This window comes from Stenotrophomonas maltophilia (genome assembly GCF_900186865.1).
GTDB lineage: Bacteria > Pseudomonadota > Gammaproteobacteria > Xanthomonadales > Xanthomonadaceae > Stenotrophomonas > Stenotrophomonas maltophilia.
In genome coordinates this window covers 2,503,407-2,523,509 of the sequence record NZ_LT906480.1, presented here as the reverse complement: position 1 = coordinate 2,523,509, position 20,103 = coordinate 2,503,407, and the positions used below count along the sequence as shown (strand labels likewise).

Annotated in this window: 20 protein-coding genes; 11 read left to right on the top strand and 9 right to left on the bottom strand. The window is 67.1% G+C overall.

Translation table 11 applies throughout. The features are described from left to right. Window positions 1-675, bottom strand: coding sequence for a ChrR family anti-sigma-E factor (locus CKW06_RS12125; protein ID WP_005409630.1), 675 nt, complete (start codon window positions 673-675; stop codon window positions 1-3). Continuing rightward, complete coding sequence (locus tag CKW06_RS12120) at window positions 672-1,295, bottom strand: sigma-70 family RNA polymerase sigma factor (RefSeq protein WP_024957380.1); 624 nt, start codon at window positions 1,293-1,295, stop codon at window positions 672-674. Before CKW06_RS12120 ends, CKW06_RS12125 begins: the two co-directional genes overlap by 4 nt. Before the next feature lie 134 nt (window positions 1,296-1,429). Here CKW06_RS12120 and CKW06_RS12115 point away from each other — a divergent pair, with 134 nt between their 5' ends. The 11 genes from CKW06_RS12115 to CKW06_RS12065 all read left to right on the top strand — a co-directional run bounded on the left by CKW06_RS12115 (window position 1,430) and on the right by CKW06_RS12065 (window position 12,554). Next, the gene (locus CKW06_RS12115; protein ID WP_024957379.1) at window positions 1,430-2,194 is read left to right on the top strand and encodes a hypothetical protein; all 765 of its coding nucleotides are present in this window, start codon (window positions 1,430-1,432) and stop codon (window positions 2,192-2,194) included. 80 nt (window positions 2,195-2,274) lie between these two features. After that, a complete protein-coding gene (locus CKW06_RS12110) occupies window positions 2,275-3,225 on the top strand; it encodes an acyl-CoA desaturase (RefSeq protein WP_024957378.1) in 951 nt (316 codons plus the stop codon). A gap of 1 nt (window position 3,226) precedes the next feature. Next, entirely contained in the window at window positions 3,227-4,504 is a 1,278-nt protein-coding gene (locus tag CKW06_RS12105; protein ID WP_024957377.1) for an NAD(P)/FAD-dependent oxidoreductase, read from the top strand. Next, window positions 4,501-5,268: a DUF1365 domain-containing protein gene (locus CKW06_RS12100; protein WP_024957376.1), complete on the top strand. Its 768-nt coding sequence runs from the start codon at window positions 4,501-4,503 to the stop codon at window positions 5,266-5,268. Before CKW06_RS12105 ends, CKW06_RS12100 begins: the two co-directional genes overlap by 4 nt. Continuing rightward, window positions 5,265-6,524 carry an SAM-dependent methyltransferase gene (locus CKW06_RS12095; protein ID WP_024957375.1) on the top strand — a complete coding sequence of 420 codons (1,260 nt, stop codon included), beginning with the start codon at window positions 5,265-5,267 and terminating at the stop codon, window positions 6,522-6,524. The genes CKW06_RS12100 and CKW06_RS12095 overlap by 4 nt, the downstream gene beginning before the upstream one ends. A 1-nt stretch (window position 6,525) precedes the next feature. Next, a complete protein-coding gene (locus CKW06_RS12090; RefSeq protein ID WP_024957374.1) occupies window positions 6,526-7,071 on the top strand; it encodes a DUF2878 domain-containing protein in 546 nt (181 codons plus the stop codon). After that, window positions 7,068-7,853 (top strand): DUF1295 domain-containing protein, encoded by a 786-nt coding sequence (locus tag CKW06_RS12085; protein ID WP_024957373.1) that lies wholly within the window; start codon window positions 7,068-7,070, stop codon window positions 7,851-7,853. Before CKW06_RS12090 ends, CKW06_RS12085 begins: the two co-directional genes overlap by 4 nt. Further along, entirely contained in the window at window positions 7,850-8,923 is a 1,074-nt protein-coding gene (locus tag CKW06_RS12080; protein WP_024957372.1) for an SAM-dependent methyltransferase, read from the top strand. Before CKW06_RS12085 ends, CKW06_RS12080 begins: the two co-directional genes overlap by 4 nt. 8 nt (window positions 8,924-8,931) lie before the next feature. Next, complete coding sequence (locus CKW06_RS12075; protein WP_024957371.1) at window positions 8,932-9,465, top strand: lipocalin family protein; 534 nt, start codon at window positions 8,932-8,934, stop codon at window positions 9,463-9,465. A 33-nt stretch (window positions 9,466-9,498) separates the two neighbouring features. After that, window positions 9,499-10,245, top strand: coding sequence for a LuxR C-terminal-related transcriptional regulator (locus tag CKW06_RS12070; RefSeq protein ID WP_231910748.1), 747 nt, complete (start codon window positions 9,499-9,501; stop codon window positions 10,243-10,245). Window positions 10,246-10,247: 2 nt separating this feature from the next. Continuing rightward, window positions 10,248-12,554, top strand: a complete 2,307-nt coding sequence (locus CKW06_RS12065) for an ATP-binding protein (RefSeq protein WP_032963781.1) — start codon at window positions 10,248-10,250, stop codon at window positions 12,552-12,554. Here the strand turns inward: CKW06_RS12065 and CKW06_RS12060 are convergent, their stop codons facing one another. From CKW06_RS12060 to CKW06_RS12030, 7 genes are all read right to left on the bottom strand, one after another. After that, entirely contained in the window at window positions 12,555-13,310 is a 756-nt protein-coding gene (locus CKW06_RS12060) for a SapC family protein (RefSeq protein ID WP_005409617.1), read from the bottom strand. It lies immediately after the preceding gene. A 110-nt stretch (window positions 13,311-13,420) separates the two neighbouring features. Beyond that, complete coding sequence (locus CKW06_RS12055) at window positions 13,421-13,693, bottom strand: hypothetical protein (RefSeq protein ID WP_005409616.1); 273 nt, start codon at window positions 13,691-13,693, stop codon at window positions 13,421-13,423. Window positions 13,694-13,941: 248 nt separating this feature from the next. Beyond that, window positions 13,942-15,978 carry an elongation factor G gene (fusA, locus tag CKW06_RS12050; protein ID WP_024957368.1) on the bottom strand — a complete coding sequence of 679 codons (2,037 nt, stop codon included), beginning with the start codon at window positions 15,976-15,978 and terminating at the stop codon, window positions 13,942-13,944. A gap of 442 nt (window positions 15,979-16,420) precedes the next feature. Then, entirely contained in the window at window positions 16,421-17,170 is a 750-nt protein-coding gene (locus CKW06_RS12045; RefSeq protein ID WP_024957367.1) for a hypothetical protein, read from the bottom strand. 64 nt (window positions 17,171-17,234) lie between these two features. Continuing rightward, entirely contained in the window at window positions 17,235-17,996 is a 762-nt protein-coding gene (locus CKW06_RS12040; RefSeq protein WP_024957366.1) for a heme ABC transporter ATP-binding protein, read from the bottom strand. Then, window positions 17,993-19,036 carry a FecCD family ABC transporter permease gene (locus tag CKW06_RS12035; protein WP_012480148.1) on the bottom strand — a complete coding sequence of 348 codons (1,044 nt, stop codon included), beginning with the start codon at window positions 19,034-19,036 and terminating at the stop codon, window positions 17,993-17,995. Before CKW06_RS12035 ends, CKW06_RS12040 begins: the two co-directional genes overlap by 4 nt. Next, window positions 19,033-20,082, bottom strand: coding sequence for a heme/hemin ABC transporter substrate-binding protein (locus tag CKW06_RS12030; protein ID WP_024957365.1), 1,050 nt, complete (start codon window positions 20,080-20,082; stop codon window positions 19,033-19,035). Before CKW06_RS12030 ends, CKW06_RS12035 begins: the two co-directional genes overlap by 4 nt. Window positions 20,083-20,103: the final 21 nt, after the last annotated feature.

The following is a 20,103-nucleotide window of genomic DNA, read 5'->3' as shown; positions in this document are numbered from 1 at the left end:
CTAGAGTTTCACGAAACGCTGGATCTTCCGCGCCAGCCAGCCACTGAACACCAGCGGCGCATCCAGCGCTGACACGCAGATGCAGGGGACACCGGGCGCGGTCACCGGTTGATGTTCCACGTCTTCGTCCAGATCTGCCACGTCACCCGGTGCGAACAGCCCCAGCGCATCGTTGTACGAACCCCGCAGGATCTGGGTCAGTTCGCTGCGGCCATGGCTGTGCATGGGCAGGCATTTGCCCGGGGCGATCTTCAGCATGATCAGCGAAGGCATCTGCTCTGCACGGATGCAGTGCACACCCGGCGCCATCCAGCGCCAGCGCAGGTCGCTGAGCGAGGCGCCGAAGTACGGATGCAGCGATGCAGGCAGATGGTCCGGATTGGCCTCAGGGCGCTCCTTCGGCACGGGGCGTGCGACCCCAGCCATGGGCACCGGCGCTTCCGCGGCCAGCTGCATCAGCATCGCCTCGCGCAGTTGTTCGCGTCGCGTCTCCGCTGCAGGTGGCTGGGTCTGCTCCAGCAGCACCGAGCCGATCGCTTCGGCGTCGCGCAGGCGCTGTCGGCAATGGGGGCACTGCTCCAGATGGGCACCGGCGACGATGCTCAACGGCGCCGGCAGCGCGCCGGCGGCATAGCTCATCAGGGTCGATTCGTGCAGATGGTGGTGCGGGTTCACTGCGCACCTCCCACTTTGGCCTGAAGCTGCAGGAAGGCGCGGCGCAGGTGCGATTTGACCGTTCCCAGCGGCATGCCCAGCGCCTCTGCGATCTCGCTGTGGCTCTTGGCCTCGAAATAGGACATCCGCACCAGCCGCGCCTGTACCGCGGGCAGTTCGTTGATGCGCTGGCGCAGACGTGCCTGGTCGGCGAACTGCTCGGCACTGCTGCGCTCGATCACATCCAGTGTGGCAGCGTCCTCCACCGCTGCCTGCACCTGCATCCAGCTGCGCTCGCGACGGATGCGATCGATATGCAGGTTTCGCGCAATCCGGTACAGCCACGTACTGAGGGCGCCTTGGGCTGCGTCGTAGTCGGCGGCCCGCAGCCACAGGCGCAGCAGGCATTCCTGGGCCAGTTCCTCGGCGACGCCGTCGGGTGCACCCAGGCCGCGCAGGTACACGCACAGCCGCGGCATGAAGTAGTCATAGATCCGCATGAAACAGTCGCGGTCGCGCAGGAGCGCCACGCCGTCCATGTCACCGGCCCAGTTCGTCGGCTCGCTGCTCGGCTGCTGGGAACTGGACACGGTGCGTGCGCTATCGAAGTTGAGGAGTGTGCTGGCGGCGTCAGGGTACATCCGGGTTCGCGGCGGGCGGGTGAAGGTCTGTCCTCTGTACGCGCAGGGGCAGCAATTGGATGCAGCCGGCACGACGCATCCAACCGGCCGCCCCCGCCGTATGACCGTGGCCCTCCTCTTCCGGATGAAGACCCATGCGCACTGCCTGGCTGCTGCTGTGCCTGCCCCAAGCCGCGCTGGCGGCACCCTGGTTGCGAAGCGAGGGCGTGGCCACCTCCGCGCAGGGCGACCTCCTCTACCGTGAAGTGCACTGGCGACGCGAGGCAACGGAGGGCGCCGAGCGCTGGGTGCTGTACCAGTGCCCGGATGGCCAACCCTTCGCCCGCAAGCATCTGCCCGCCAGCGCCCGCCCACAGGCACGGGGATATTCGCTGGAGGACCGCCGCAGCGGCCAGACCGCCGAGGTCGACGCCGCCGGCGACTCGGTGTCGATTGCATGGAAGGATGCCGCCAGTGAGCTGCGCAGGCGCCGGCTTGAACAGCCGGCGGACGCGGTGATCGATGCGGGGTTTGATGCCGCAGTACGCCTGCACTGGCCGGCGCTGCTGCGCGGCGAGCGCATCACACTGCCGTTCCTGGTGCCTGCACGCCAGCGCTACTTCCCGGTGCAGGTGCGGCGCATCGGCCCGGTACGCTGGCAGAGCATCGACGCCCAGGCCATCGAGGTCAGCCTGGACACCTGGTACGGCGGCATCGCGCCGCGCCTGGCCCTGGTCTACGCCACGGCCGACCGTCGTCTGCTGGAGTTCCGCGGCACCAGCAACCTACGCGATGCGCGCGGCACTTATCCGCAGGTGACGGTGCGCTTCCGGTCGCCAGCTGCCGAGCGACCGGCAGGTGACTGGCAACAGGCGTGGGCGCAGCCCCTGGCCGAGCGTTGCGCCGTGACGCCCAGGTGAAGCGAAATTCAGTTCGAAGTGGCGCATCCATTGCGCACCCTGCTGCGTAAAGGAAGACACGACACCCGCCGAGATCCGCCATGGCCTCTGTAGCGCCCCTCCCCCGTCGACGCTGGCGCCCGCTGCGTACGTTGCAGCGGTGGGTGGATACCAGCAACGCCACAGAGACCACCGGCGAACAGCCAGGACGCATCGACTGGGTGCGCGCGGTACCCTTTGCACTGATGCACCTGGCCTGCATCGCGGCGATCTGGGTGGGCGTGTCATGGACGGCGGTCGTCGTGGCCACGGCGCTCTACGCCGTGCGCATGTTCGCCATCACGGCGTTCTATCACCGCTACTTCTCGCACCGCACCTTCCAGGCATCGCGTCCGGTGCAGTTCGTGTTCGCGGTCATCGGCGCGTCCAGCGTGCAGCGCGGTCCGCTGTGGTGGGCAGCCCATCATCGCCACCACCATCGGCATGCCGACCAGCCGCTGGACCCGCATTCGCCGCGCGAAGGCGGCTTCTGGCGCAGCCACATGGGCTGGTTCCTCACCCGCGAGGCATTCGCCACCGATCTGTCGCGGGTACCTGACCTGGCGCGCTTCCCCGAACTGCGCTGGCTCGACCGTTTCGATACCGCCATTCCCGTGCTGCTGGCCATCGGACTGTATGCATTGGGTGCAGCACTGGAACGCTGGGCGCCCGGCCTGCACACCACGGGCCCGCAATTGCTGGTGTGGGGCTTCTTCATCTCCACCATCGTGCTGTTCCACGCCACCGTCACCATCAATTCGCTGGCCCACCGTTTCGGCCGCCGCCGCTTCGAGACCCGCGACGACAGCCGCAACAACCTGTGGCTGGCGCTGCTCACCTTCGGTGAGGGCTGGCACAACAACCATCACTTTTTCCCCGGCACCGTGCGCCAGGGCTTCCGCTGGTGGGAAGTGGACCTGACCTGGTACGGGCTGCGCGCGATGGCGGCGCTGGGCCTGGTCAAAGGGCTCAAGCCCATCCCCGAGTGGGTTCTGGCCAAGGCGAGGTACTGAGATGCGCATCGCGGTCATCGGCTCGGGTATCGCGGGGCTGGCCAGTGCCTGGTGGCTGGATGGCCAGCACGACGTCACGCTGTTCGAGGCCAACGATTACCTCGGCGGCCACACCCATACCCACGACGTGCAGGTGGCGGGCCGAGGCATGGCGGTGGATACCGGTTTCATCGTCTTCAACCCCCAGCACTATCCCTTGCTGTCGGCGCTGTTCGACGAGTTGGGCGTGGCCTCGCAACCGACCACGATGAGTTTCTCCATGCACAGCGAGCGCAGCGGCGTGGAGTACAACGCCACCTCGCTGGATGGGCTGTTCTGCCAGCGCCGCAACCTGGTATCGCCGCGCTTCTGGGGCATGCTGGCCGATCTGCGCCGGTTCTATCGCGACGCGCCGTTGCTGCTGGCCGAAGAAGACGGTCCCACGCTCGGCGAGTACCTGCGCAGCCAGCGCTATGGCGAGGCGTTCATCGACGAGCACCTGCTGCCGATGGCCTCGGCGCTGTGGTCCTCGCCGACGGCCACCGTGCAGGCGTTCCCGGCGCGCTACCTGGCCCAGTTCATGGCCAACCACCAGATGCTGCAGATGACCGGGCGACCAAGCTGGCGGGTGGTCAGCGGGGGATCGACGCGCTACGTGGATGCGCTGCGTCGCCGCTGGCGCGTGCATGAGCGGCTCCAATGTCCGGTCAGCAGGGTCGAGCGCATGCCCTGGGGTGCACGCGTGCACAGCAGCGCCGGCGTGGACGCCTTCGACGAAGTGATCCTGGCCTGCCACAGCGACCAGGCACTCGCGTTGCTTGCCGACGCAGATGCCATCGAGCGTGAGGTCCTCGGCGCCATCCGCTATCAGTCCAACGAGGCGGTGCTGCATACCGATGCGTCGTTGCTGCCGCGCAACCGCAAGGCGTGGGCGGCCTGGAACGCGCACGTACCACAGGATCGCGCGGCGCCCTGCACGGTCAGCTACTGCATGAACCTGCTGCAGGGCCTGCCGGGCGACATCCCCCTGGTAGTGACCCTCAACCGCAGCGAGGCAATCGATCCGGCCAAGGTGCTGCGGACCCTGCATTACGCGCACCCGGTACACGACCACGCTGCAGTGCGCGCACAGCAGCGCTGGGCGGAACTGCAGGGCCGCCGCCACACATGGTTTGCAGGCGCCTATTGGGGCTGGGGATTCCACGAGGATGGCATCCGCAGTGCCCGCCACGTGGTCGATGCCCTGCAGGCCTGCGCTCCGCATCGGAACGTATCCGCCTCGGATGAGGTGGCGGCATGAGTGCCAGCGCGCTCTACATCGGGCAGGTGATGCATCGCCGGCATCATCCGCATCCGCATGCATTCCGTTACCCCATCGCGCAGCTGCTGCTCGACCTGGATGAACTCGACACGGTGTTCGCCGGGCGCTGGTTGTGGTCGGTCAATCGCCGCAACCTGGCCGAGTTCCGCCGCAGCGACTACTTCGGTGATCCCGCGCGGCCGCTGGCCGATGCGGTGCGCGACCACGCTGCAGGCACGCTTGGCTACCGGCCAGCCGGTCCGGTGCGCCTGCTCACCCACCTCCGCTTCGCCGGGCATGTCTTCAACCCGGTCAGCTTCTACTACTGCTACCAGGCCGACGGCAGCACGCTGGACTGCATCGTGGCCGAGATCACCAATACCCCCTGGAAGGAACGGCACGCCTATGTGCTGCCGGTTGCCACGGCGCTCCACGAAGGGGCGTCATTGCGCTGGCAGTTCGACAAGCACTTCCATGTCTCGCCGTTCATGCCGATGGATTGCCGCTACGACTGGCGCTTCAACCGACCGGACCAGGACCTGCGCGTACACATGCAGGTCTGGCGCGACGGGGTGCGCCAGTTTGATGCCACCCAGGCCATGCAGCGACATGCCTTGAACGGCCGTGGGCTGGCCCGGGTGCTGGCCTGCTATCCGCTGATGACCACCCAGGTGGTGGCCGCCATCCACTGGCATGCACTTCGGCTGTGGATGAAACGCAACCCCGTGCACGACCACCCTGCTCTTGCCGAGAAACCACGATGAACTCGATGACCCCTCTGGTCGCCCTGCCGGGCCCCGGCGCCCTGGATGCGTTCCTGCGCCGCCGCCTGCTGGCCCAGCTTGCCCCCATGCGCGACGGTCGCCTGTGCGTACGTGACGCATTGGGCGAGGTCTGGCTGGGCGATGCCTGTGGCGAACTGCATGTCACCGTCACCATCGATGACCCGGGGTTCTATCGCAAGGTTGCAGCGCAAGGCAGTGTGGGCGCAGGTGAAAGCTACATCCAGGGCGAATGGCACTGTGATGATCTGGTGGCACTGATCCGGCTGCTGGTACGCAATCGCGACCTGCTGGACGGCATGGAGCGTGGCCCGGCCCGCGTGGGTGGCTGGCTGCTGCGGGGCTGGAACCGCCTGCGCCGCAACAGCCGTGAGGGCAGCCGCCGCAACATCGCCGCGCACTATGATCTGGGCAACGATTTCTTTGCCCTGTTCCTGTCGCCGGACCTGATGTACTCGTCGGCGTTGTTCGCCAGTGAGTCCGAACCACTCGAATCGGCCTCGCGGCGCAAGCTGGACCGCATCTGCCAGCAGCTGCAGCTCAAACCCGGCGACCGCGTGGTGGAAATCGGCACCGGCTGGGGTGGTTTCGCGGTCCATGCCGCCCGGCACTACGGCTGCCATGTCACGACCACCACCATCTCTGCGGAACAGCATGCGCTGGCCGCCCGGCGCGTACGGGAGGCGGGCCTGCAGGACCAGGTCACGCTGCTGATGCAGGACTACCGCGACCTGCAGGGCCAGTTCGACAAGCTGGTGTCGATCGAGATGATCGAAGCGATCGGCGCCGAATACCTGGACACCTACATGGCCACGCTGCAGCGCCTGCTCAAGCCTGATGGCGTTGCCCTGCTGCAGGCCATCACCATCGAGGACCACCGCTACGAACAGGCCCGGCGCAGCGTCGATTACATCAAGCGCTATGTGTTTCCGGGCAGCTTCATCCCATCGATCAACGCGATCATGGCCGCCAAGAGCCGATCCAGCGACCTGCAGCTGATCGCCCAGCAGGATTTCGGCCACTCCTACGCATTGACCCTTCGCGCCTGGCGCCAACGTTTCCTGGCCCAGCTGCCGGCAGTGCAGGCGCAGGGCTTTGACGCGCGCTTCTGCCGGCTGTGGGAATTCTACCTGGCCTATTGCGAGGGTGGCTTCCTGGAACGTTCGATCGGCGTCTCGCATCTGCTGCTGGCCCGTCCGGACCACCGGCCCATTTTCGCTGCGACCGACAGCCACTGACATGCATCGCTTCTGGGCCAATCTGCTCGGCAACCAGCTGGTCTGGCTGTGTGCCGTGGCCGGCGCGGGCCGCGGCTGGCAGTGGCCCGCGCTACTGGCCGCGTCGCTCTACATCGGCAGCCAGCTGCTGACCTCACCGCGCCCCCGGCTGGATCTGCGGCTGTTGCTGTTGGCACTGGCCTGCGCATGGCTGGTCGACGCCAGTGCCGCCGCCAGCGGCACGGTGCGCTACGCGGCGGCCCCACTGGGTTGGGCGCCACCGCCGTGGATCATGGCGTTGTGGGCGGCGTTCGCGATGACGCTGACCACGTCGATGCGCTTCCTGCAGCACCACCCGGCCCTGCCGGCCCTGTTCGGCCTGCTGCTGGCACCGCTGGCCTATCTGTCTGCCGCACGCGGTTTCGACGCAGTGCGGTTCGCAGATCCCGTATGGCCAGGACTGCTGGTGCTGGGCGCGGGCTGGAGCATTGCGCTTTCCCTGCTGTGCCGGACCGCCCGTCGCGGCATGCACATCCCGCAGCCGCCCTTCGCAGGAGCGTCGTCATGATCAATCTGATGTGGGTCCTGCTGTACGCCGTACTGGTGATGAGCTGGGGCTGGGCCTGGCAGCGCCGCCACCACAACATCGGCGTGGTCGATGTGCTCTGGGCAAAGGGCGTGGGCGCCTCGGCGCTGTTGCTGGCGCTGCTCGGCGACGGTGCGGTGATGCCGCGGATCGCGCTGGGCGTGCTCGGCGGCCTGTGGGGCAGTCGACTCGCCCTGCATCTGTGGCACCGGGTCCGTCACGAAGAAGAGGACGGACGCTACCGCTACCTGCGCCAATACTGGCACGGCCACCAGGGCAAGATCTTCGGCTTCTTCATGGCGCAGGCGCTGCTGATCGTCCTGTTCGCCCTGCCCTTCGTGGCGGTGGCTGCCAATCCTCGGGCCGACCTGACCCTGTGGGTGGTGGCCGCAGCGCTGGTCTGGCTGCTGAGCGTCGGCGGCGAAAGCCTGGCCGACCGCCAGCTGGCGCGTTTCCGCGCCGACCCGGCGAACAAGGGCCGCACCTGCCGCGCCGGGCTCTGGCGCTATTCCCGCCACCCCAACTACTTCTTCGAGTGGCTGCACTGGTTCACCTATGTCCTGCTCGCGGTCGGCTCGCCACTCTGGTGGCTGGCCTGGGCCGGCCCGCTGCTGATGTATGTGTTCCTGCGCTATCTGAGCGGCATTCCATTCACCGAGAAACAGGCGCTGCGCAGCCGCGGCGACGACTATCGCGCCTACCAGCGCAGTACACCGATGTTCTTTCCCTGGTTTCCCCGTTCTTCCAAGGAGCATTCCGCATGAGCGCGATCCCGTCACTGAACCCGGCCGAAGATGCGGAAACCGGGCTGATCGCCTGGGCCGAACGCGGGCTGGTCCCCGATGCGGCGCTGCGTGCGGGCATCCGCCGCTTGTGCGCGCAGCGCCTGCATGAGGAAAGCGAGGGTGGCATCGAGGGCCAATCGGCACGCTTCAGCCGGCGCATCGCCGAGCTGGCCGACAGCCCGCTCGCGTTGCATACCGACGCAGCCAACCGCCAACACTATGAAGTGCCGGCAGCCTTCTTCCAGGCCTGCCTGGGCAAGCGACTGAAGTACAGCAGCTGCTACTACCCCACCGGGCGCGAAACGCTGGACCAGGCGGAGGACGCCATGCTGGAACTGTACGGCCAGCGCGCCGGACTGGCCGATGGCCAGCAGATTCTTGAGCTGGGCTGCGGCTGGGGCTCACTGACCCTGTGGATGGCCGAACGCTACCCGAAGGCGCATATCACTGCCGTCTCCAACTCGCACAGCCAACGCCAGCACATCATGGCGCAGTGCCAGGCGCGCGGCCTGGACAACGTCGAGGTGCTGACCTGTGACGTCAACCAACTTGATCTACCGACAGCCCGGTTCGACCGCTGTGTCTCGGTGGAGATGTTCGAGCACGTACGCAACTACGAGCGCCTGCTGGCAGGCATCGCACGGTGGCTGAAACCGGATGGCGCGTTGTTCGTGCACATCTTCGCCCATCGCACACTGATGTATCCGTTCGAGACCGAGGGTGGCGACAACTGGATGGGTCGCCACTTCTTCACCGGCGGACTGATGCCGGCCGCCGACACGCTGCTGCATTTCCAGCGCGACCTGCGCCTGGATCAACGCTGGTTGCTGGACGGCACCCACTACCAGCGCACGGCCGACCACTGGCTGGCCAACCAGGATGCCGCCCGCGAGCAGGTGATGCCGGTGCTGATCGCCACCTACGGCCAGGCTGCAGCGAAGGTCTGGTGGCAGCGCTGGCGGATGTTCTGGATGGCGTGCGCCGAGCTGTTCGGCTACGACGATGGCCAGCAGTGGCTGGTCGCCCACTATCTGTTCCGACCCCGCTGAGGTGCCCCATGCGCATGTTCTCGCTGCTTCCGCTGATCGCAGTCGGCCTGTTCGGCTCGGGCTGCTCCTCCAGCGACACCCGGCCGCTTCCGCGTGCGCCGTCGGTGGATGTGCCACGCTTCATGGGCGACTGGTACGTGATCGCCCATATTCCGTCCTGGCCCGAACGCGATGCCTACGATGCGGTGGAAAGTTATGCCTTGAAGCCCGACGGGCGCATCCAGACCACCTTCACCTATCGCAAGGGCAGCTTCGATGCGCCGCAGAAGTCGATGCACCCCGTCGGCCGTGTCGAGAAGGAAGGCAATGGCGCGATCTGGGGCATGCAGTTCATCTGGCCGATCCAGGCCGAGTACGTGATCGCCTGGCGGGATGACGACTACCGCCAGACCATCGTGGCGCGCAGCAAGCGCGACTATGTCTGGTACATGGCGCGTACGCCGCAGGTGTCCGACGGCGACTACCAGAAGGCCGTGCAGCGCATCGCCGAGATGGGCTACGACATCCGCCGACTGCGGCGCGTGCCGCAATCCGTCCGGTAGCATTCGATCCCATCAATTGACAGCTCCGAATCGATGGATGCAGCGAATCACTTCTTAGGAATATTCGCAAAAATCAAGCAATTTCGATGTTCGCCGCGACAGCAGCGCCAGAATGGTCATCACGCCCCATGGGCGCCGATCACCTCCCTGCGCATGAATGGACTTCCTGCCCCGCGCCCGCTGCGACTGGCACTACTGGACGACCACGAAGTCGTCCGTCGCGGCACTGCCCTGCACCTCTCCCGCGACGCCCGCTTCCGTATCGTCGCCAGCCACGCCCGAAGCGACGAACTCATCGACAGCCTCCAGCAGATGCGGGTGGATGTCGCGATCATCGATCTGACCCTGGCCCGCGACGATCGCAGCGCGTCCGAGCTGACCCCGCTGCTGCGCGAGCACTTTCCTCACGTCACCCTGCTCGCTTTTGCGACCCTTTCACCCTCGATCCACATCAACCAGCTCATCGCCACGGGTGTCGGTGGCGTGGTCAGCAAGGCCGAACCACTGCCGATGCTCTCGGACGCAATCGTGCGGGTATCGCAGGGCCTTCCGCGACTGCCACCCGACTGCACGCTGCCGGGAGACTGCGAAGAGCTCAGCCGCAACGAGCGCGAAGTACTGGAGCTCCTGCTGGCGGGCCTGACCGTTTCGGAAATCGCGCTCCGCCGCCATCGCAGCATCAAGACCGTCAGCACACAGAAGGTTGCGGCCCTGCGCAAGCTCAGGCTGCGCAACGATGCCGAGATCTACGCCATGCGGCAGCAGCTGGAATCACCGTGAAGATGCGCGATCGAATGCGTACATCCGCCCTCCTGCTGTTGGCGCTCATCCTGCTTCCCGCCGCGTCGGCCGAGGATGCGTCATCACTTGAATGGGGGCCGGGGCGCGAAGTCCGGGTGGCGACCACGCCGTCGCTGCACCCGGTACCCGCTGCACTCGCTGGCGGCACGACGTTGCCAAGCCTGGCCCATGGCTACGCCAATCTGGTTGCACGGCGTTCGCAGCTGCAGTTCCAGGAGCACCAGCATCCCAGCACCGGCGCATCGGTGGCTGCCGTCTGCAGACGCGAAGCGGATCTGGTACTGGTGATTGGCAACCACCTGCAGCCACCCTGCCCCGGCCTGGTGGCATCCAGCACGTTCCGCGGTGGCAAGACGATGCTCGCCGGCCGCAGCGGCGAACGCCTGCCACGCGATATCACGGAACTGGACCACCAGGTCCTGGCCGTGCTCGAAGGGGGGCCGTATGCGGAATGGCTGGCCGCGCGCCATCCGCACGTCCGCCTGCTACACCTGGCCGATCGGCACGCCACGCTGGCAGCTGTTGAAAACGGCACCGCCGATCTGGCAATCGGCCTGGAAACGACCCTGCGGCCCCTGATCCGTCGGCACTTCGCCGGGCACCTGCACCTGCAGCCTTTCGACAGCGATTTCTCCACCGACCTGCACCTGCTTGCGCGCCACGAAGATCGCCAGCTGCTGGAGCGCATCGAGCGGGCATTGCACGACATTACGCTGGAGGAACATGCCGGCCTGTTGCAGCTATGGGCCCAACAGGCGGCCCCCGCCTCGCTGGAGCACGTCCTGGACTGGATGCGTCAGCTGCCCCCGCAGTGGCTGCCGGCCCTGGCTGCCGCATTGGCAGTCGCCCCGTTCCTGTGGCATGCCTGGCACAGGCGCCTGCGTGCTGAAGGCCGTGCCCGCGCCCGCGCGATTGGCATGTTGAGCCACGAGGTGCGCAATTCGGCCCAGGCAGTCCTTGCCTCGATCGACCTGCTCAGCCAGCCGTCGGCGCCCATGGGGCAGCGAGAAGCACTGGCGGCTGCACATGCCGCGGGCTCCTCGCTGCGCAACCTGCTCAACCGCTCGCTGGAGTTCTCACGCCTGGCCAGCGGCACCTTCAAGCCGCACGTAGAACCTTGCGACATTGCACGACTCTGCCGCCAATCGCTGGATGCGATTCGTCCCCAGGCTCGGCAGCGCGGGCTGACGCTTCGCTTCGACTGCCTCCCCGAGCCCTGCCCCATTGTCGCCATCGATCCGGAAGGACTGCGCCGGATCATCGACAACCTGCTGGGAAACGCACTCAAGTTCACCGACGTCGGCGGCATCGAGCTGCGCCTTCAACTGACGCCAGGCAACCACCCTCGTGAGCTCATGCTGGATGTGATCGACAGCGGAATCGGCATCACTGCAGAGCAACTCACCGTGCTGTTCCAGCCATTCCAGCAGGGCGAAGACGGCAAGGAGCGCGGAGGCAGCGGATTGGGACTGATGATCGCGCATGCGCTTGCCCGCGCAATGGGCGGCAACCTGTCAGTACACAGCGTCCCCGGGCGCGGCAGTCGCTTCACCCTGCGCCTGCCGGTACGCCCCGCCAAGGCCAAGGTGGGGTCAGCCGCCAGCGCCGGCGCGGGAACGCCGCTGGGCGGGGTTGAACTGCTGCTGGTGGAGGACCACGCCCTCAATCGCCGGGTCATCAGCGAGCAGCTGCGCCGCCTGGGTGCCGATGTACACGCGTCTGGCGACGCCGCCAGCGCGCTTGCCGAGCAGGCCGTGAGACCGCGCAGCGTGATCCTGCTCGACATCGGGCTCGGGGACATGGATGGCTATGCGCTGGCCATGCAGTTGCGCAGGCAGGCGCGCGCCCCGCTGCGACTGATCGCGCTGTCGGCACGCCGTGATCGTCGGCATGTGGCGCGCTGCCGGAAAGCAGGGTTCGACGCCACCCTGACCAAGCCACTCCAGCTTGAGTCACTGCTGCGGGCGCTGGAGCTGCCGGCGACCGGACAGGCCATCGCAACGGGCACGGCCGCAGGTGACCCCGCCTACATCACGGACATCGGCAACGAGCTGCTGCGGATCGAACAGGCCATCGATGACGCCAGTGCCACTGACCTATGCCATCACGCGCATCGGCTTCAGGGGGCCCTGCAGATATACGGGGCTGCCCCAGAGGCGGACACGGCGGGCGACCTGTGGGAGCTGGGTCGCGACGCCACACCCGACTGGGCCGATGCGCGACGCCTGTTGCGCGTCCTTCAGCAATGGCATGGCTCCCGCGCTGCGGAAGCCATGCCCGGGGCCTGATCAGGCCGCCAGACGCTCGACCTGGCGACGGGTCAGGTCGTTGAAGCGACCCAGCGACATCAGATGCTGGTGGATCAGCGCCAGCCAACCACTGCGATGCCACTCGATCACAGTGGCTTCCGGCAGCGCGACGAACTTCTCGACGTCGACGACCTGGAAACCATTGAGGTTGAATTCACGGCCATCCGGGGTACGCACGGTGGCGTTGCGCTCGACCAGCAGGCCGTTGTCGATCAGGGCCTTGGAGAAGGCCTGGGTCTGTTCGTGCTCACGGGTGAACTGGCCACAGAACTCCAGCGCCTGCTGCACCATGTCGGTGGCCTTGCCATCGACGAACAGCGGCTGGCCTTCGTCACCGCCCTTGACCACGCGCGAGCTCTCTTCGTCGATGCCCAGCAGGAAATCATTGTCCGAGCCGGTGTCGATGAAGATGAAGGGGTGGCGACGCAGGTAGGCCGGGATATAGGCCTCGTCTTCCCACAGGCCATCCTTGATGAACAGGTTCTGGTCGGATACGCCAACGGCAGCCATCGGCACTGCGGTCGGGCCAGCGAAGAGGATCGGGAAGTGGTGCAGCGCCAGCGAGAACTCGCCGAGCACCAGCGGAATGGCGTTGTTGCCCGCGGCAAACTCGAGCCTGCCCGGCAGGATGCGCAGGTCGGCGTGCACATCGGCCTGCAGCGGCACCGGACGGGTGTAGAACAGGGGGGCGTTGCTCGGCGCCGCTTCGGTGGTGGTGTCGCTGGTGGTGGTCATCTTGGGAACCGTTCGATCATGCGCGCCTGCCATCCCGGGCGCGCCAGCGGGAACAACCTGAATCCCGCATTATCAACAAGCTCGATGACAACGGCCACCCCATCGTCGGCCTATTTCAGCTGCAGGGGGTACCGCTGCCAGAGCACATGGACCAGGAAACCGGCCAGTTCGGTGTCACGCGCGCTGACCGCTGCGCGGATCTTGTCCAGCAGCACCATATCCGAACAGGAGCGCACATCCGCGTGGTTGGCCTGCCCTGCCCGGCGCGCGCGGTAGCGCGCGGCCCGTTGCGCGTCACTCATGGCGTACCCGAACTTGGGCGGACGGCCGCGCTTTCGCGGCAGGGTCAGCTCCAGGGTTCCGGGGTCTTTGTCATCACGCATGAGAAGGGTGCGGGCGGCGGCGAGCAACGGGGGGTGCGCAATTTATCGTGAGGCATCACTTTAATCCAGCCTTTTCTGCAGTTTTGTTGCGATGCAATGCAAAAAATCGCATCCCGAGGGCCCCATCCCCGCATGGAGTGGATCTACTGCAGAGCTCGCGACCCGATCGCCCGGTAGATCCACGCCATGCGTGGATGCGCGCCCCGAACACAAAAAGGGGAGCCCGCGAACGGGCTCCCCACCTTTCCTCATGCAGCGCGTACCGGCTCGTAGCCGTGCAGGTGCGCCTCGCTACTCGCCCGCCCCTGGCTGAGCGAACGCAGCGACGTGGTGTAACCCACCAGCTGCGCCAATGGCGCAAAACCGCTGACCTCAGCGCGACCGTCCTGGTCCTCGATGCGGGCGATGCGACCGTGGCGCCGGTTGAGGTCGCCGACCACATCGCCCACCGACGCCGACGGCGAATGCACCGTCACCGCCATCACCGGTTCCAGCAGCTGCGTGCCACCTTCGGCCAGCGCGGCCTTGATCGCCTCGGCACCCGCGCGACGGAACGCCATCTCCGAAGAGTCCTTGGCATGGGTCTGGCCATCGACAAGACTGACCTCGATGCCGACCACCGGATGACCCTGCGGCCCTTCCGACAGCGCGGCACCTACACCCTTCTCCACCGCAGCGATGAAGCTGCGCGGCACCACGCCACCGACGATGCGGTCGTTGAACACCACCTGGTCGTCCTCACGCGGCGACACATCCAGCACCACGTGCGCGAACTGGCCCTGGCCACCGGTCTGCTTGACCAGTCGCCCGACGACGCCGGTCATCGCACGCAGCGGCGTCTCCTGGTAGGCCACGCGCGGCGCACCTACGCCCACGTCGACCTTCCATTCGCTGCGCAGGCGCTCGACCATCACCTCCAGGTGCAGCTCGCCCATGCCCCAGACCAGGGTTTCCGCCGTGTCGCGATCGGTTTCGACGCGGAATGACGGGTCTTCCTGGGCCAGGCTGGCCAGGCCCTGCGCCATCCTGATCAGGTCGGCCGCACGCGCCGGCTCCAGCCGCCACGCCAGCACCGGCGCCTGGGCCTGGATGTTCTCCAGGCGCAGCGGCTGCGCACGGCCGCTCAGCGTTTCGCCACTGACCGCATCCTTCCAGCCCAGCACCGCGAAAATGTCACCGGCCACGGCCTGCTCGATGTCGTGGGTCTGGTCGGCCTGCACCCGCACCAGCCGGCTGACACGCCGTCCCTGTGGGTGCTGCGAGCTGGCCACCGCGTCGCCCACCTTCAAGGTCCCCGAGTACAGCCGCACGAAGCTCAGCGCGCCGTGCTGCTGGTGGGTGATCTTGAACAGCAGGCCCGCCAGCGGACCGTCCGGATCCGGCGGCAGCACCACCTCGCCGCTCTCGCTTTCGGCGGTCACGGCAGGGCGATCCAGCGGCGACGGCAGGTAATCGACCACCGCATCGAGCAGCGTCTCGATACCCTTGTCCTTGAACGCAGCACCGGCCAGCACGGGCACGCCCGCACCCGCCAGCGTCGCCCGGCGGATCGCCGCGCGCAGCTGTTCGGCATCGATCACGCGACCTTCCAGCCAGGCATCGGCCAGTTGTTCATCGTGATCGGCCACGGCCTCGACCAGCGCATCGCGCTGAGCCTGCCACTGCGCGCGTGCCGCGTCGTCCCACGGGGCCACCGTGGTTGCGGCGCCATCCTGCCACTGCAGCACGCGCTCATCGACCAGGTCGACCCAGCCGTTGAAGCCGCTTTCGCTGCCCAACGGCACGCCCAATGCCCACGGTCGCGCCTGCAGTTTGTCCTGCAGCTGCTCCAGCACGCGCGCGAACGACGCGCCGACGCGGTCCATCTTGTTGACGAAAGCGATCAGCGGCACGCGATGGCGACGCGCCTGGCGCCACACCGTCTCGGACTGCGGCTGCACGCCGTCCACGGCCGAGAATACGGCCACCGCGCCGTCGAGCACGCGCAGTGAACGCTCGACTTCGATGGCGAAGTCGATATGGCCGGGGGTGTCGATCAGGGTCAGCCGATGCGGCGGCAGGTCACGCGGCGCCCACTGCGCCTGAACCGCGGCCGCGCCGATGGTGATGCCGCGCTCGCGTTCGATCGCCGAGAAATCGGTGGTCGCATTGCCGTCGTGCACTTCGCCGACGCGGTGGATTTCGCCGCTTTTCCACAGCAGGCGTTCGGTAAGCGTGGTTTTGCCGGCGTCGATGTGGGCAATGATGCCAAGGTTGCGACGGCGGGAAAGGACTTGGGTGTTCATGAGAAAGGTTCCTGCAAAGCCAACTTCAGGGGCCGCACACCCCGGTTGGCGACAGGGTGCGCGGCTAGCGTTCGGTCTCGGCGATCTGGTGCATGGCACGTTCTCCTTCGCAGTACTGGGTAGAGTCGACTGGGTAGAGTCGACTGTTAGTCGACTCACAAAAAACAAAAACGAAAAGAGCGCCCCGGAGGGCGCTCTGTCGAAGGTCCAGCGACAGCCGCTTCAACGGCCTCGTGGGGCTCCAGGCAGACACGCCCGTTCCGCGCTTGCGCGGGTCAGGGTGAAAAACTTCAGGAGCGGCGTCCGGTTCATGGGGCGCATTCTAGACCTGCCAATCTGGCGCGCAAGTGAATATTGCACACAATAATAGAACGATGAGGCCGACCGACATCGGGGTCGGATCCCTTTGCCCAAAGCAAAGGGCTCTGACCCCTGCCATGCCCTACTTGCAGTCGTGCAGCTTGCGCGCCTCACCCACGGTCGCAGCCTGGTCGTCGCCCATCGAGATCCAGCCCTTCAATGGCATTGCCGGATCCACATGCGGCTGCCGTGCGCCACCGTGGACCACCACTTCGGTCCAGCTGCCCACCGGCGCCAGCTCGGACAGGCGTGCCGCCTGATCGTCCTCGGTACTGAACATGTCGTCCGGGCCCGCCGGAGGCGTGGTATTCACGGTTTCCGTCTTGCGGGTCCGGACCCGAAGTGCACCGTCCGGCAGCCGCTGGGTGATCACCTCGTATCGCTCAACACCATACGCCCAGCTGCTTTCGCCAACGCTGCGGGTCTCGCTGCCGTCATCGGCCACGGTCACCACCTCGCCTGCCGGCCCGATGACGCCCGCGACAGCCCCCAGGCCTGACATCAGCGCCTGATAGACGATCATCTGCCGCTGTTCGGAGGTCAACGCACCGGCCTTGAGCTTGGTCGCAGGAATCTTCAGGTACGCCGTCTCCCTGCACAGCACCAGCACCTGCTGGTCGTCCCAGCTCACCGACATTTCCTCGTTGGCGAAGTACTGCGTCTTCATCGACGTCACAGCGGCACCGTCGCTACTGGAATGTCGGGTCTCGATCAGCGAGGCGTTCTCGGCCGCGTCGGTCAGCGAAACCTGAGCGGTCGAAGCCGCATTGGCAGCGCAAGCGGAAGCAATCATTGCGGCGAGCAGCACGCTGCAGGTAACGGTGCGGAACATGGCATCAGTCCATTGAAGAAAACGAAGCAATCATGATACCCGGAGCAACCTGGCGGGCCCTCGCTCAGGTCACCACCACCAGCGGCACGCCGCGCCGCGGGTGCTCCAGCACCACCACGTCCTGCTGGTAGACGCGCTGCAGGTTGTCTTCGGTCAGCACCTGCAGCGGCGTGCCATCGGCCGCCACCCTGCCCTGTTCCAGCAGCACGATGCGGTCGGCATAGCCAGCGGCAAGATTGAGGTCGTGCAGCACCACGATCACGCACGCACCGGCTTCGGCACAGGCGCGCACACTGCGCAGCGTGCGCTCCTGGTGGCGCAGGTCCAGCGCGGCGGTCGGCTCATCGAGCAGCAGCAGCGGCGTATCCTGCGCCAGCACACGCGCGAACGTGGTGCGGGCGGACTCGCCACCGGACAGCTGCTGCACCTCGCGCAGGCGCAGCGCCTGCAGTTCGGCGGCATCGATGGCCGCTTCCACCCGGGCATCGTCCGTGACCGGGTCCGGCGGGTGTGGCAACCGGCCCATCGCCACCACCTCCTCTACGCTGAAGGCGAAACGAACGCCGTGCTCCTGCGGCATTACCGCGCGCTCGCGCGCCAGCGGCCCGGCCTTGTAGCTGGCCAGCGGTTTGCCCAACAGGCTCACCTCGCCCGCATCGGCGCGCAGGTCGCCGGCCGCTACCGCCAGCAAGGTGGACTTTCCTGCGCCGTTCGGGCCAACCAGCGCGGTCACCGTACCCGGCTCGAACGCGAGCGAGATGCCGTGCAGGATCTCGCGCTGCTGGCGGCGCACCACCACCTCATGCAGCTTCAACAGCACGCTCATGGCGCCGCCTTGCGGCGCTGCTGCAGCACCAGCCAGAGGAAGAACGGCGCGCCCAGCGCGGCCGAGAACAAGCCCAGCGGAATCTCCGCCGGCGGATCGAGCGTGCGGGCCGCGGTGTCGGCCACTACGATCAGCAACGCACCGAGCAGGCCGGACAACGGCAGCAACCAGCGATGCCCGGGGCCGACCAGCAGGCGTGCCACGTGCGGCACCACCAGGCCCACGAAACTGATCGAACCGGCAAAGGCCACCGCCGCGCCCACCAGCAGCGCACTGAACGCCACCAGGCGACGCCGCGTGCGGGTCACGTCCAGCCCGAGGTGCTGTGCCTGGCGTTCGCCCAGCGCCAGCATGTCCAGCGGCGTGGCCAACCGCTGCAACGCGAACACGCCGATGGCAAACAGGGGCACCACCGCCGCCACATCGGCCCAGTTGGCACGCGCCAGCGAGCCCATCTGCCAGAACACCAGCGACTGCAATTCGCTTTCGCTGGCGATGTAGGTGAGGAAACCGATCAGCGCCGAGCAGAACGCGGCCATCGCGATGCCGACCAGCAGCAGCGTGGCATTGCCACTGCCTTTCCCGGGCCGCGCCAGCGCATAGGTCAGGCCAATCGCCAGCGCACCGCCAACGAACGCGGCCACAGGCACCAGCCAGCCGGCTGCGCCCGCAGCGCCGAGAACAATGGCAGCCACTGCCCCCAGCGCAGCACCCTGGCTGACACCGACGATGCCGGGATCGGCCAGCGGGTTACCGAACAGGCCCTGCAGACTGGCACCGGCCATCGCCAGCGACGCACCGACCATCGCACCCAGCAGGGCACGCGGAATGCGCAGCTGCCAGACCACCGCCAGATCACGGCTGCTGACCGCCTGCGGATCGAGCAGGCCCAGCTTCACCGCCAACGCCTGCATCACCTCCAGCGGCGGCAGCCGCAGCGGGCCCACGGCGAACGAGGCCAGCACCGCACCCAGCAGTGCCAGCAACGCCACCAGCAACATCGTCCGCCCGCGACGGCGGCGCCGATCCGCCGGACTCATGCCTTCGGCAACGCCGCCAGGGCCTTGGCCAGCGCCAGCGCGCCAGCACCGGAACCGACACTGGTGTACTTCAGCTGCACGTCCGGCATCACCCAGACCCGATTGGCCTGCCCAGCCGGAGTCTGCTTCAGCGTCGGGTACGCCTTCCACAGGCCCTCGGCACCGCCGAACAGCTGCAGGTCATGCTCGGTCACCAGGATCACCTCCGGCGCTGAGGCGACCACGCCTTCATTGCTCAGCTGCGAGTAGTTCTTCACCCCCGCCTCGGTGCCGATGTTGACGCCGCCAGCCAGCGCGATCAGCTGCGCCGAGGCGCTGTCGGCACCGGCAACAGTCGGTGAGCCGCCAGCGCCGGTGGCCGACACGTGGATCAGTCGTGGCGCATGGCCCAGGCCCTTGCCAATCGCTGCAGCCTCGTCGAGCTGACGCTGCACCTGCGTGGCCAGTGCTTGCCCTGCCTCGGCCAGCCCTAGTGCAGCAGCGACCTTGCGCACCTTGTCCGGCGCTGGCTGCAGGTCATCGATGACTACCGCCGGCTCGCCCACTTCGCGCAGCTTCTTGGCCAGTTCGGTATGGCGGCGCAGGCTGTTGCCGAGGAACAGCGAGCCCTGCAGGCTCAGCACGCCCTCCACGCCAGTGGTTCGGTTGAACAGGAACTGGTGCGGCGCGGCCAGGCCGGCCTGGGTGGTGGTGTTGGTCGGCGCGGCAAATACCTGCTTGCCCAGCCCCAGTGCTTCGATCACCGCGATGACGTCGTCGCCACCGGCGATGATCCGGCTGGTATCGGCCACTTCGATATCGGCGCCATCATCGGAATGCACCTTGGCCGGCAGCACCGCCTTCTGGCCGTGCACGGCCGGCATTTCGGCTCCTGCCACTCGCTGCCAGCCTCCCGGCAGCGCGGTTTCCGCAGCGGCCGCCGTTGCTGCGGGCGACTCGGCAGGCGTATTGGCATCAGAGGGAGCCGACGAGCCGCCACAGGCAGCCAACGCCAGCGAAACAGCGAACGGAAGCGCACACAGGCGCAGACGGGACGCGATGTTCATGCACTTTCTCCTTGCTGGCAG